Genomic DNA, 12,306 nt, shown 5'->3' with positions numbered 1-12,306 from the left:
GCTACGCCACGGCCGCTAACCGCGCCGCTTCGGCTTGCCGCGCCGGGCCGCCGCCGCGCCCCGCCCGCCGGGCGCGGCCTTCGGCTTCTGCCCGCCCGCCTTCTGGCCGCCCGAGGACTTCTGCTGCTTCGCCTCGGTCGCCGCCTGCCCGGCCCCGCGACCGCGCGAGCTGTTGACCGTACGGCCCCGGACGATCCCGATGAACTCCTCCACCAGGTCGGTCGTCTGCTCAAGCGGCCAGGACAGCGCCACCTGGGACTGCGGCGCGTCCGTCACCGGCCGGTAGGTGAGGTCCCGGCGGTGGTGCAGCCGAGCCAGGGACTGCGGCACCAGGAGCACACCGACGTTGGCCGCGACCAGCTCGATCGCGTCCGCCGTGGTGTCCGGGCGGGCGATGGCGGGGCGCCCGGGCAGGGTGTCGGCAGTGAAGCCGAGGGTGTCGTCCAGCGGGTGGAAGACCACCTCCTCGGCCAGGTCGTCGACCGTGACCTCCTCGGCGGCGGCCAGCCAGTGGTCCTTGGGGAAGACCACGACGGTGGTCTCGGTGTACAGCGGGATCGCGCTCAGCACGTCCTTGTCGACCGGCAGCCGGACCAGCCCGGCGTCCGCGCCGCCCTCGCGCAGGGTCCGCTCGCCGTCACCGACCGGGACCGCGAGGAGGTCGAGCCGTACGTCCGGGAGCCGCTCGTCCCAGACCCGGACCCATTTGCCGGGGGTCACGCCCGGGACGTACACGAGCCGGAAGGAGGGGTTCACCTGCATGTCTGTCACAGGGCAAGGCTACCGACCGTGACGAGGAGCGCCCGCGCGCTCCCTTACCCTTGTCACCATGACATCGCTCAAGCAGAAGACCAGCCAGACCATGAAGCCGGCCACGGCGGCCAAGAAGCTGGGGATCTACCTCGACGCGGCGCCGACCGACTTCCAGGAGGGCGTGGTCTCCCGCGAGGAGCTCAACGCACTGCAGGCCGAGCCGCCGCAGTGGCTCCAGGAGCTGCGCCAGCACGGCCCGCACCCGCGCCCGGTGGTCGCCGCCAAGCTCGGCGTGTCGATCGCCGGCCTGGCCCGCGGCGGCGTGACCGAGGCGCTCACCACCGAGCAGATCGAGGCGATCAAGGCCGAGAACCCGCTCTGGCTGCAGCACGAGCGCGCCAACCAGGTCGACGTCCGCAAGGAGACCCTGCGGATCAAGGAGAAGCACGAGAAGGAGGCCGCCGCCAAGGCCGCCAAGGAGTCGAAGGCCGCCCAGGGCCGCTGATCCTCCCGCGCTCGCCTGCAGGGTGACCGCCGTCGACGGCGTCACCGACCGCCACGGCAGGAACTCCCCCTCCTCCGCCGTGTATTGACCGCATCGCCGGTCGCTCCGAATAATCGGTGCGGTTCGGGCTGCCCCAGGGCACCCCGGACTGCACCGACCGCACCGGAGCAGGGGGATCCTTGATCGAGCAGTCCCAGCACGCCGAACCCGCCGCACTCGCCGCACTCGCCGACGACTACTTCGACGCCGAGAACACCCACAACCCGTTCGACGCGACCCTCGGCGGCGTCGAGGGTTACGCGCACCTGCTGCCCGACCCGTCCCGCGCCGCCGCCCGGCACCACCGCGAGGCGCTGGAGGGCTTCCGAGTCCGGCTCGCCGCGATCCCCCTGGACCGACTGACCGGCGAGGACCGCACCACCCACCGCGTCCTGGCCCGCCTGATCGACAACGGGATCGGCCGGCTCACCCACGGGCTGGACGATTTCTCGATCTCGGCGACCATCGTCGCCAAGCACAACGAAGCCATCACCTCGCTCACGATGGCCCCCGTCGACCACGGGGGCACCGACGCCTACCTGGCACGACTCGCCGCCCTGCCCGGCTACTTCGACGCCGCCCTGCGCCTCGCCCTGGACGCCGCCGCCGAGGGCCGCCACCCACTGCGCAGCGGGGTCGACGCCGCCGTCACCCAGCTGGACTCCCACCTCGCCACCGCCCCCGACGAGGACACCCTGCTGCGCCCGCTGCGGGACCGCCCGGAGCACGAGCGCGCCCTGGCGATCGTGCGCGACGCCGTCCGCCCGGCGCTGGCGCGCTACCGCGCCGGGCTGGCCGGGCAGTTGGCGCCGGCCGCCCGCCCCGACGACCGGGCCGGGGTCTGCCACCTGCCGGGCGGGGCCGAGGGCTACGCCGATGCCGTCGGCCGCTTCACCCGGCCCGGGCTCACCCCGGAGGAGGTGCACCGGATCGGCCTGGACGCGGTCGCCGCGCTGCGCGAGGAGTTCGCCGAACTGGGCGGCAAGGTGCTCGGCATCACCGACCCCGCGGGCGTGCTGGCCGCCCTGCGCGAGGACCGCTCGCTGCGCTTCACCACCGCCGCCGAGATGCTCGCCCTGGTGGACGGCGCCCTGGAGCGGGCCCGCGCCGCCGCCCCGGACTGGTTCCACCCGTACCCGGTCGCCGACTGCGTGACCAGGGAGATCGCTCCGATCGAGGCGGAGACCGCACCGCTCGCCTACTACCAGCCGCCGGGCCCGGGCGGCCGGCCCGGCACCCACTGGATCAACACGCTGCGCCCGGAGACCCGGTTCAGCTACGAGTACGAGGCGATCGCCTTCCACGAGAGCGTGCCCGGCCACCACCTGCAGATCGCCGTCGCCCAGACCCTGCACCACCTGCCGCAGTTCCGGCAGAAGCCGAGCGGCCAGCTGACCGCCCACGTCGAGGGCTGGGGCCTCTACACCGAACGGCTCGCGGACGAGATGGGGCTGTACAGCTCGGACGTCTCCCGCTTCGGCATGCTCTCGATGGACGCCCTGCGGGCGGTACGGCTGGTGGTGGACACCGGGATGCACCACTACGGCTGGTCCCGGGAGCGGGCGATGGCCTTCATGCGGGACAACACCGCCACCCCGGAGGCCAACGTCCGCAACGAGATCGACCGCTACCTCGCCTGGCCGGGCCAGGCCACGGCGTACCTGATCGGCCGTCGGGAGATCGTCCGGCACCGCGAGCGGGCGCAGGCCGCGCTCGGCGCCCGCTTCGACGTCCGGGAGTTCCACCACCAGCTGATCGGGCACGGCAGCCTGCCGCTGGGCGTGCTGGACGAGCTGGTCTCGGACTGGATCGCGGCGCACTAGGTGTTCTGTCCCGTGAGGTTGGGGATGCGGCTGGCGGGTGGCTTGCCTGCGAGTGCGGTGTGTCCGCGGTGGTGATTGTAGGTGTGGAGCCAGGCCAGGTAGGCGTCGCGGCGTTCCTGTTCGGTGCGGTAGGGCCTGGCGTAGGCCCATTCGTCGAGCAGGGTGCGGTTGAAGCGTTCGACCTTGCCGTTGGTCTGCGGCCGGTAGGGCCGGGTTCGCTTGTGGGTGATGCCCTCGGCGGCGAGGGCATCGCGCCAGGCGTGTGACTTGTAGCAGGCGCCGTTGTCGGTCATCACCCGCTGGACGGTGATCCCGGCCCGGGCGAAGAAGGCGTTCGCCCGGGCCCAGAATGCGGCGGCGGTCTCCTTGCGTTCGTCGGGCAGGATCTCGCTGTAGGCCAGGCGGGAGTGGTCGTCGACGGCGTTGTGCAGGTAGCTGTAACCGGCCCCGGAGCGAGTCCTGCGGCCGGCCTGGCGGCCCAGGGACCTGTGGCCGCCGCCGTCTGGGATGTTGCCGAGCTTCTTGATGTCGACGTGGACCAGCTCGCCCGGTGCGGCGCGTTCGTAGCGCCGCACCGGGCGAGCGGTGGCGCGGTCGAGGTGCGCGAGTCGGGCGAGCCGGTAGCGAGTCAGGACCCGGTGCACGGTGGCCGGGTTGAGCCGCAGCAGGTAGGCGATGCGGGCCGGTCCCCAGCGGCGCAGGACGCGGACCTTGACGATCCGCCGCTCGGTGCGGGACGGCAACCGGCGGGGGCTGCGGTGCGGGCGGCTGGAGCGGTCGGTCATGCCCGCCTGCCCGAGCGCTCGGTAGCGGTCGGCCCAGCGCTTCGCGGTGGTCGGCGAGACCTGGAAGCGCTCGGCCGCCCGCCGCAGTGGCCAGCCGTCCTCGACGACGCAGCGGGCCAGGCGCAGGCGTCCGGTCTCGGTCAGCGGTGCGTTACGGTGTGGCATGAGGGCCTTTCTGGGAGCCGGTGCAGATGTCGCAATCCACACCGAGCCAGAAGGCCCTCACTCATTTCAAGATCACCACGCCGTGAGCCCCGTCACCAACCTCCGTGGTCAATACAACTAGGGCCTGTCCGGCGGATCTTGCCGGGCGCACGACGCCGGATCATCCCGCCTGGACGCACGCCCGAATCGTCCAAGTACACCCAGTACGAGGGCGATTCGGGCGCACGCCCAGACGGGCGCGAAGTGGGGGTACCTCCCGGCCGAAGGCTGGGGGAGCCGCGCGCTGATCCGACAAGATCCGCCGGACAGGCCCTAAACCGCCGCGCACCAGCGGGTCGGGGCGGCCCTCGGAGCGCGCCGGCTGCGGAAACGGTTCCGCGCGCCCGGTAAAGGCTTCCCCCGCCCGGACGTGCCGTCACCCGTTCGGCCCCATCGACACGGTAGTGTCCGCTGGCGGTCCTGGCACGCCCGGTGGCCGCCGCTCACGCACACCCAGATGGAGGAGAACCCGTGCCGGCACCCGCCCGCCGCGCCCTGGCCGTGGCCGCGGCCGTCCTGCTCGCCGCAGCCGCAGGCTGCTCGTCCGGCGGTGGCCACACCGCCAAGGGGGCCGGCCACAGCTCCGCCCCGGCCGCCGGCGACGCCGCCCAGCCCGCCCCGGCCGCGATCGTGACCGGGCCCGGCCCGAAGAGCTCGTACGAGGTCCAGCCGCAGCCCGCGCCGGGCAGCTGCCACTACCGCTACACCGCGGACAAGCAGCCGCTGCCCGACCCGAACTGCACCCCGGGGGCGATCAGTCCGGCCGTCAACCAGGACAACCTCAAGGACACCATCTGCAAGCAGGGCGGCTACACCTCGGGCATCCGCCCGCCGGCGAGCCTCACCGGCAAGGAGAAGGCCGAGAACGCCAAGTCCTACGGCTACACCGGCCCGATGGGCGACGCCGAGTACGACCACCTGATCAGCCTGCAGCTCGGCGGCGACCCCAACGACGCCCGCAACCTCTGGATCCAGCCGCCCTCCCCCGACCACGTCCCGGGCAAGGGCCCGAACAACCCCAAGGACTCGGTGGAGACGCACCTGCACACCGCGATCTGCAAGGGCCAGGTCACCCTCGCCGCGGCACAGCAGGCGATCGCCACCGACTGGACCACGGCCGAGGTCAAGCTCGGCATCCGCTCCGGCAGCGCGCCGACCGCCGAGGCCGACGCCGACGGGGACTGACGGGCCGCCCGCCGACGGACGTCCCGTCGGCGGACCGTCCGTCGGCGGGACGTCCGGTCAGCGTCCGACCGGCACGGAGTGCGCCTCCGCCTCCACCAGCTCGGCGATCGTGTCGAACGGCCGGTACTGCGCGAGCTCCGCGCCCAGCGCCCGGGCCCGCTCCCGGAACCGGCCCTCGCCGAGCACCCGGTCGACGGCGGCGCCGACCTCCACCGGTGCCGGACGGCCCGTCCGCAGGTCCAGCCCCACGCCCGACCACTGCACCCGGGCCGCCACCTCCGGCTTGTCCTCGCTCGCCCCGGCCACCACCAGCGGCACCCCGTACCGCAGCGCCGTCTGCACCCCGCCGTAGCCGCCGTTGCTGACCAGCAGGTCGGTGTGCGGCAGCAGCCGCTCGAACGGGACGTAGTCGACGGCCCGCACGTTCCCCGGCAGGCTCCCGCCGAGCAGCCCGGCCAGCGCCTGCGGGCCGCCCGGGCGGCCGGTCGCGGCCACCACCAGGAGGTCCCGCTCCGCCAGCGCGGTGACGGTCGGGGCGACCAGCTCGCCGAGGTCGTCGTTGGCCAGCGTCCCCTGGGTCACCACGACGACCGGCCGGCCGGCCGTCAGCTCGCCCCACCAGGAGGGCAGCGGCTGCTCGTCACCGACGGCGCCCGGCAGCGCGCCGATCAGGCGGAAGCCGGCCGGGGCGTCGCTGCGCGGGTACTCGAAACCCGGGACGGTCAGCTGCAGGAAGTGGTCCGGCACCGTCACGGCGGCGAGCCCGCGCGGCCCCCGCGGCGCCTCGACGCCCAGCCCGGCGTACACCTTCTCGGTGTACCGCCGCAGCGGCTCGGCGCGCCGGTCCGCCTCCTCCTGCAGCGCCCGGTTGCGGGCCCGGCCCTCCTCCCCCGGCAACGGCGGAAGCCCCGGCCCGAAGGGCGCGGTGTCCACGCTGGGCAGCATCGCCGGGGTGACCCCGATGCCGATCAGCGCCGGGCGCTGCGACCGCGGCCGGCTCAGCGCCAGCGGCAGCGCGCCCTGCAGGAAGGCGTCCGCGATCACGGCGTCCGCCGGGAAGTCTGCCAGCAGCGCGAGCAGCGCCCGGTACTGGGCCGGGATCGGGTCGAGGAAGACGTGCCGCGCGTCGAAGGCCAGCCGCTCCGGACCGGGCGGCAGGCTCGACCGTCCCGGGAAGCTGCCGTCGAGGTCGCGGTCGTCGAAGTCCGCCTCGGCGGGCAGCGCGACGAACCGCACCCCCGCCCGCTCGGCCGCGCCGGCGAACCGCGAGCCGCCGAGGAACACCACCTCGTGCCCGCGGGCGGCGAGGTCGGCGGAGACGGCCAGCAGCGGGCCGGTGTGGCCGTGTGCGGGCAGGGCGGTGGTGATGATCCTGGACAGCGGAGGCTCCTCGGTCGTGCTCGGGCCACTCGGTTCGTGGTCGGCGCTCACCGTACGGACCTCCGGCAGACGACCGATCAACGCCTCGGCACCCCGGTCCTGCAGGCCCTCAGCGCCCCAGCACCGCGCCGCCGTTGACGCCGATCACCTGGCCGGTGACGTACCCGCAGGCCGGCGAGACCAGGTAGGCCACCGCGTCGGCCACGTCGGCGGGCGTTCCGGCCCGGCCGACCAGGGTGTCGGCGACCTTCCGGGCGTGGAACTCCTCGCTCCACCCCGCGCCGAAGATCTCGGTCTCCTCGATGTAGCCGGGCGCGAGGACGTTGACCGTGATCCCGTCCGGCCCCAACTGCCGGGCCAGGCCGAAGGCCCAGCCGTGCAGGGCGGCCTTCGCGGCGGCGTACGAGCCGGCCGAGTGCGGCCCCGCCCCGCCGCGCTGGGCCGCCGCCGAACTGATCACCACCAAGCGGCCGCCGGGGCGGCGCAGCGCGCCCTGCAGGGCGGTGGTCAGCAGCACGGCGGTGAGCAGGTTGACGTCCAGGTCGTGCCGCCACGAGCGGGCCAGCGCGGCCAGGCTGTCGTCCTCGGGCGGGGTGATGATGGCGCCCGCGTTGTTCACCAGGGCGTCCCCCGGGCCGAGTCCGGCGATCCGGTCGGCCGCCGCCGCCACCGCCGCCGGATCGGTCAGGTCGGCCGCCACCGGGACGATCCGCCCCGGCCCCGCCTCCCGCTCGATCTCCTCCCGGGCCTGCTCCAGCACAGCCGCCCGACGCCCGATGATCACCACCCGGCGCCCCTCCCCGGCCAGCCGGGCCGCGATCGCCCGCCCGATCCCGGTACCCCCGCCTGACACCACCGCGAGCCCGTCCCCCGCCATGTCATCCCCCATCACGCCGTCCCCTTCGGTGCTGAACCGACCCCCCGTACGGTAGCGAGGCACGCGAGCGGGCCGGCATCGGGGGGATGGGTGCGTCCCCGCCGGCCCCGCCGGCCCCGAGGAGGTCATCGCCGCAAGGCGCCACCACCACCCGCCCCTGGCCGTCACCAACTGGCCCCGGCTCACGGATCCACGACACCGACCCGCACACCCGACTCCGCCCCCGGTCCGCCGCCACCCCCGGCCGACCCGTCAACCGCCCCGGCCTCGCGGTCGGGACGGTCGGGGCGTGGGGGTCATGCGCGTCCGGGGACGATCGGGAGGCCGCGCTTGTGCTCGGTACGGCGGTAGTGGCCGAGGACGGTGGTGACGGTGTCCTCGGCGACCGGGCGGCCCTCCAGGAAGTCGTCCAGGGCGTCGTAGGTGACACCGAGGGCGTCCTCGTCGGGGCGGCCGGGGGCGAGGTTCTCCAGGTCGGCGGTCGGGGTCTTCTTGACCAGCTCGGCCGGTGCACCCAACGCCTCGGCGAGTGAACGGACCTGACGCTTCGTCAGACCGGACAGCGGCATCACGTCGGCCGCGCCGTCGCCGAACTTGGTGAAGAAGCCGACGGCCGCCTCCGCCGCGTGGTCGGTGCCGACGACCAGACCGCCGTTGGCACCGGCCGCCGCGTACTGGACCACCATCCGCTGGCGGGCCTTGACGTTGCCGCGGACGAAGTCCTCGTGGGCGTGGTCGGTGAAGGTCAGCCCGGCGGCCAGCAGGGCGTCCAGGGCGGCGTCGGTGGCGGGCTTGATGTCGACGGTCAGCAGCTCGTCCGCCTCGATGAACGCGACGGCCCGCTGCGCATCCTCCTCGTCCGCCTGCACCCCGTACGGCAGCCGCATCGCACAGAACGCCGCCGGGTACCCGTCGGCGCGCAGCCGGTCCACGGCGAGCCGGCAGAGCCGCCCGGCGGTGGTGGAGTCCACCCCGCCGCTGATCCCGAGCACCAGCGTCCGGGCGCCGGCGGCACGGACCTGCTCGGCGAGGAAGGCGACGCGCCGCTCGGCCTCCCGCAGCGGGTCGGCGACGGGCACGACCCCGAGGGCGCGGGCGATCTCCCGCTGGAGGTCGGCGGTCAGGGGCTCGGTCATTCCGACTCCTCGGGGCAGCGGACGCGGTGGGTGCCCGTCATCGACGTCACCAGGGAGTACAGCGAGGTGGTGGCGGTGATGAACAGCCGGTTGTTCTTCGGGCCGCCGAAGGTGAGGTTGGAGACGGGCTCGGGGACGAGGATACGGCCGATGAGCGTGCCGTCGGGGGCGTAGCAGTGGATGCCGTCGCCGAAGGCGGCCGCCCAGAGCCGCCCGTCACAGTCGAAGCGGATGTTGTCGAAGCGGATCCGCCCCGCGGGGCCGTCGCCGCCCTTGGCGAAGACGCCGCCGTCGGCGAGGGTCCCGTCCGCGCGGATGTCGAAGACCCGGATGTGGCCTTCCCGGGAGTCGGAGACGTAGAGCCGCTGCTCGTCGGCGGAGAGCACCAGCCCGTTCGGCCCGGTGAAGCCGTCGGCGGCCAGCTGGACCTCGCCGCTGCGCGGGTCGATCCGGTAGACGTGGCAGGCGCCGATCTCGGACTCGGCGCGGTGGCCCTCGTAGTCGCTGGTGATGCCGAAGTCCGGGTCGGAGAACCAGATCGCGCCGTCCGACCGGACCACCGCGTCGTTGGGCGAGTTGAGCCGCCTGCCCCGGTAGCGGTCGGCGAGGACGGTCGTGCGGCCGTCGTGCTCGGTGCGGGTGACCCGGCGGTTGCCCTGTTCGCAGCTGATCAGCCGGCCTTCGCGGTCGAGGGTGTTGCCGTTGGTGTGCCCGGCCGGGGAGCGGAGGACGCCGACCGTGCCGGTGGCCTCGTCCCAGCGCAGCAGGCGGTCGTTGGGGATGTCGCTCCAGATCAGCTGGCGCCAGGCGGGCAGGTAGAGCGGGCCCTCGGCCCAGCGGCAGTCGCCGTGCAGCTTCTCCAGCCGGGTGTCGCCGTTGACGCAGTAGCGAAACCTGTCGTCCAGGATCTCATACAGGCCGAACTCGATGGAGCCAGACATCATTCACCCCGCGCAGTCATTGACCGGATCTGTTCCGGTGAACCGGAGTATGTCAGAGCGCGGTATGGTCCCACCATGGCCCCCACCCCCACCGAGCACCTCGACGACACCGACCGCGCACTGCTCCTCCTGCTCCAGCAGGACGCCGGGCAGCCGTACGCGGCCCTGGGCAAGGCCGTGGGGCTCTCCACGGCGGCGGCGCACGAGCGGGTGCGCAAGCTGCGCGAGCGCGGAGTGATCCGCCGCACCACGGTGGAGGTGGACCCGAAGGCCCTCGGGCTCGGGGTGCTGTCCTTCGTGATGGTGGACTCCTCGGCCTGGATGGGCGATTCGGCGCAGGCCTTCGCGGCCATCCCCGAGATCGAGGAGGCGCACGTCATCGCCGGCAGCGCCTCGGTGCTGGTCAAGGTGCGGACGGCGACCACCGAACAGCTCCAGGACGTGCTGCGGCGGCTCTACGCGATCCAGGGCGTGAACGGGACACAGGCGACCGTCGTCCTGGAGACCTTCTTCGAACGGCCGCCCGCACCCTAGCCTTCGGCCGCCCCGGGCCCCTCCGGCTTGGTCAGCGAGACCGGGCCGGCCGGCGCCTTCGGGTGCGTCAGGATGTCGAGCACCACGCCGCCGTCCACCGTTTCCTGGGCGACCAGCAGGTTCGCCAACTCGTCCAGGTGGTGCCGGTGTTCGGTGAGCAGGCCGACGGCCCGGCGCTCTGCCTGCCGCAGCAGCGCGGCGACCGCCTCGTCCACGGCGCGCTGGGTCTGCTCGGAGTACGGGCGGCGCAGCAGGTCCTCGGGGTTGTCGCCGAGGTAGTGCGGGGTGCCGCTGGAGTAGCCGACCGGGCCGAGCTCCGGGGAGAGGCCGAACTCGCGGACCATCCGGGTGGCGACCGAGGTGGCGTTGGCGAGGTCGTTGGCAGCGCCCGTGGAACCCTCGCCGAACACGACCAGTTCCGCGGCCCGGCCGCCGAGTTGGACGGTGAGCACGTCGGTCAGGTAGCTCTCGCTGTACAGGTGCCGCTCGGCCTCCGGCAGTTGCTCGGTGGAGCCGAGGGAGACGCCGGCCGGGAGGATGGTGACCTTGGCGACCGGGTCGGCGTGCTCGCAGAGCGCGGCCATCAGGGCGTGCCCGGACTCGTGCACGGCGACGGCGTGCCGCTCCTCGGGCAGCAGCGCGTTGGAGGACTCCCGGCGGCCGAGCAGGACGCGGTCGCGGGCGGCGTCGAGGTCGTCGGCGGTGATGGTGGCGCGTTCGGCGCGGACGGCGTTGATGGCGGCCTCGTTGACCAGGTTGGCGAGGTCGGCGCCGGAGAACCCGGGGGTGCCGCGGGCGATCCGGTCGAGGTCGGCGCCGGGGGCGAGGGTCTTGCCGCGGGTGTGCACGGTGAGGATGGCCGCCCGCTCGGCCTGGTTGGGCAGCGGGACGGTGACCTGCCGGTCGAAGCGGCCGGGGCGCAGCAGGGCGGGGTCGAGGGCGTCCGGCCGGTTGGTGGCGGCGATGACGACGATGCCGGTGCCCTGGTCGAAGCCGTCCATCTCGGAGAGCAGTTGGTTCAGGGTCTGCTCGCGTTCGTCGTTGCCGCCGAGCCGGGTGCCGCCCGCGCGGCGGCCGCCGACGGCGTCGATCTCGTCGATGAAGATGATCGACGGCGCGCGTTTGCGGGCCTCGTCGAAGAGGTCGCGGACCCGGGAGGCGCCGACGCCGACGAACATCTCGACGAATCCGGAGCCGGTCACCGAGAGGAACGGCACTTCGGCCTCTCCGGCGACGGCCCTGGCCAGCAGGGTCTTGCCGGTGCCCGGCGGCCCGACCATGATCACTCCGCGCGGCCCCTTGGCTCCGGCGGCGGCGTACCGCTCCGGGCTGCGCAGGAAGTCGACCACCTCGCTGACCTCCTGCTTCACCCCTTCGTAGCCCGCGACGTCGGCGAACCCGGTGGCGGGCCGCTCGGCCTCGATGATCTTCGCCCGGGAACGGCCGATGGCGCTCAGCCCGCCGCCCAGCGACCGGGCGGCCAGCCGGCCCGACCAGAGGAACAGCCCGCCGAACAGCAGCAGCGGCAGGAACAGCAGCAGTGTGGACCAGATCGAGTTGCCGCTGCCGGAGCGGCTGCCGGTGACGGTCACGTGCTGGTCGGTGAGCGTCTTGCTGAGCTGGGCGGTGTCCAGGGCGGTGGGGATCTGGCTGGTGAAGTGGGTGCCGTCCTTGAGCGTGCCGTTCACCCCGCCGGTGTCGCTGACGTCCACGGTCTGCACCTGGCCGGCGTCGACCCGGTTGACGAAGTCGGTGTAGCCGTAGCGGGTGCCGGGCTTGCCGGGGTTGGAGAACAGGACCAGCAGGAGCAGCGTCACCAGCACGGCGACGGGCAGCAGCCAGCGGCGCCACGAGGGCGGCGGGGGCTTGGCGCCCGGGCCCCCGGGGCCGGGGCGTTGTCCCGGGCGCTGGCCGGGGCCTTGACCGGGGCCTTGACCGGGGCGTTGGCCCTGGCCCCAGCCGGGGCCGGGGCCGGGGCCAGAGCCGCCGGGGCCAGGTCCGGAGCCGGATGCTCGGCCGGGGTCAGGTCCCGCCCCGGAGCCCGGCGGTGTCGCGGGGTGGCGGGCAACGTACAGCCGGATTCGTACGATCATCCACGCTCACCACCTCTCGAAGGCCTCCGGGCCTCCGTCTCCATGGTCGAG

11 protein-coding genes are annotated in these 12,306 nt (G+C 73.9%); 4 read left to right on the top strand and 7 right to left on the bottom strand.

Annotated elements, in window-relative coordinates; translation table 11 throughout:
• Positions 1-15 precede the first annotated feature (15 nt).
• Positions 16-771 carry a LysR family substrate-binding domain-containing protein gene (locus tag BX285_RS30425; RefSeq protein WP_121178863.1) on the bottom strand — a complete coding sequence of 252 codons (756 nt, stop codon included), beginning with the start codon at positions 769-771 and terminating at the stop codon, positions 16-18.
• A gap of 58 nt (positions 772-829) precedes the next feature.
• On the opposite strand from BX285_RS30425, the gene BX285_RS30420 reads away from it, so the two are divergent.
• Entirely contained in the window at positions 830-1,258 is a 429-nt protein-coding gene (locus BX285_RS30420) for a DUF5997 family protein (RefSeq protein ID WP_097234961.1), read from the top strand.
• A 179-nt stretch (positions 1,259-1,437) separates the two neighbouring features.
• On the top strand, positions 1,438-3,120 hold the full coding sequence (locus BX285_RS30415; protein WP_183107251.1) for a DUF885 family protein: 1,683 nt from the start codon (positions 1,438-1,440) through the stop codon (positions 3,118-3,120).
• Here BX285_RS30415 and BX285_RS30410 read toward each other — a convergent pair.
• On the bottom strand, positions 3,117-4,070 hold the full coding sequence (locus BX285_RS30410) for an IS481 family transposase (protein ID WP_121174248.1): 954 nt from the start codon (positions 4,068-4,070) through the stop codon (positions 3,117-3,119). The two genes, BX285_RS30415 and BX285_RS30410, sit on opposite strands and share 4 nt — an antisense overlap.
• A gap of 510 nt (positions 4,071-4,580) precedes the next feature.
• On the opposite strand from BX285_RS30410, the gene BX285_RS30405 reads away from it, so the two are divergent.
• Complete coding sequence (locus BX285_RS30405; protein WP_097234963.1) at positions 4,581-5,294, top strand: hypothetical protein; 714 nt, start codon at positions 4,581-4,583, stop codon at positions 5,292-5,294.
• A 57-nt stretch (positions 5,295-5,351) separates the two neighbouring features.
• On the opposite strand, the gene BX285_RS30400 is transcribed toward BX285_RS30405, so the two are convergent.
• From BX285_RS30400 to BX285_RS30385, 4 genes are all read right to left on the bottom strand, one after another.
• Positions 5,352-6,755: a glycosyltransferase gene (locus BX285_RS30400; RefSeq protein ID WP_147465249.1), complete on the bottom strand. Its 1,404-nt coding sequence runs from the start codon at positions 6,753-6,755 to the stop codon at positions 5,352-5,354.
• Positions 6,756-6,783: 28 nt separating this feature from the next.
• Positions 6,784-7,563, bottom strand: coding sequence for an SDR family NAD(P)-dependent oxidoreductase (locus tag BX285_RS30395; RefSeq protein WP_259470849.1), 780 nt, complete (start codon positions 7,561-7,563; stop codon positions 6,784-6,786).
• Positions 7,564-7,847: 284 nt separating this feature from the next.
• Positions 7,848-8,687 carry an ammonia-dependent NAD(+) synthetase gene (nadE, locus tag BX285_RS30390; RefSeq protein ID WP_097234966.1) on the bottom strand — a complete coding sequence of 280 codons (840 nt, stop codon included), beginning with the start codon at positions 8,685-8,687 and terminating at the stop codon, positions 7,848-7,850.
• Positions 8,684-9,628: an SMP-30/gluconolactonase/LRE family protein gene (locus tag BX285_RS30385; protein ID WP_121178859.1), complete on the bottom strand. Its 945-nt coding sequence runs from the start codon at positions 9,626-9,628 to the stop codon at positions 8,684-8,686. The genes nadE and BX285_RS30385 overlap by 4 nt, the downstream gene beginning before the upstream one ends.
• 75 nt (positions 9,629-9,703) lie before the next feature.
• Between BX285_RS30385 and BX285_RS30380 the strand changes: the two genes are divergently transcribed.
• Positions 9,704-10,162, top strand: coding sequence for an Lrp/AsnC family transcriptional regulator (locus BX285_RS30380; RefSeq protein ID WP_121178858.1), 459 nt, complete (start codon positions 9,704-9,706; stop codon positions 10,160-10,162).
• Here BX285_RS30380 and ftsH read toward each other — a convergent pair.
• Positions 10,159-12,255: an ATP-dependent zinc metalloprotease FtsH gene (ftsH, locus tag BX285_RS30375; RefSeq protein ID WP_121178857.1), complete on the bottom strand. Its 2,097-nt coding sequence runs from the start codon at positions 12,253-12,255 to the stop codon at positions 10,159-10,161. The two genes, BX285_RS30380 and ftsH, sit on opposite strands and share 4 nt — an antisense overlap.
• Positions 12,256-12,306 lie beyond the last annotated feature (51 nt).

Origin of the sequence: Streptomyces sp. 1114.5, from assembly GCF_003635085.1 — a bacterium.
GTDB lineage: Bacteria > Actinomycetota > Actinomycetes > Streptomycetales > Streptomycetaceae > Kitasatospora.
Note: the sequence above shows the minus strand (reverse complement) of the source record. Positions and strands in the feature narration are given on the sequence as shown.

What these genes read in the sequence shown, in the direction of transcription:
- BX285_RS30385 (WP_121178859.1), bottom strand. Translation starts at nt 9,628, where the DNA reads ATGTCTGGCTCCATCGAGTTCGGCCTGTATGAGATCCTGGACGACAGG.
- BX285_RS30395 (WP_259470849.1), bottom strand. Translation starts at nt 7,563, where the DNA reads ATGGGGGATGACATGGCGGGGGACGGGCTCGCGGTGGTGTCAGGCGGG.
- nadE (WP_097234966.1), bottom strand. Translation starts at nt 8,687, where the DNA reads ATGACCGAGCCCCTGACCGCCGACCTCCAGCGGGAGATCGCCCGCGCC.
- ftsH (WP_121178857.1), bottom strand. Translation starts at nt 12,255, where the DNA reads ATGATCGTACGAATCCGGCTGTACGTTGCCCGCCACCCCGCGACACCG.
- BX285_RS30420 (WP_097234961.1), top strand. Translation starts at nt 830, where the DNA reads ATGACATCGCTCAAGCAGAAGACCAGCCAGACCATGAAGCCGGCCACG.
- BX285_RS30410 (WP_121174248.1), bottom strand. Translation starts at nt 4,070, where the DNA reads ATGCCACACCGTAACGCACCGCTGACCGAGACCGGACGCCTGCGCCTG.
- BX285_RS30380 (WP_121178858.1), top strand. Translation starts at nt 9,704, where the DNA reads ATGGCCCCCACCCCCACCGAGCACCTCGACGACACCGACCGCGCACTG.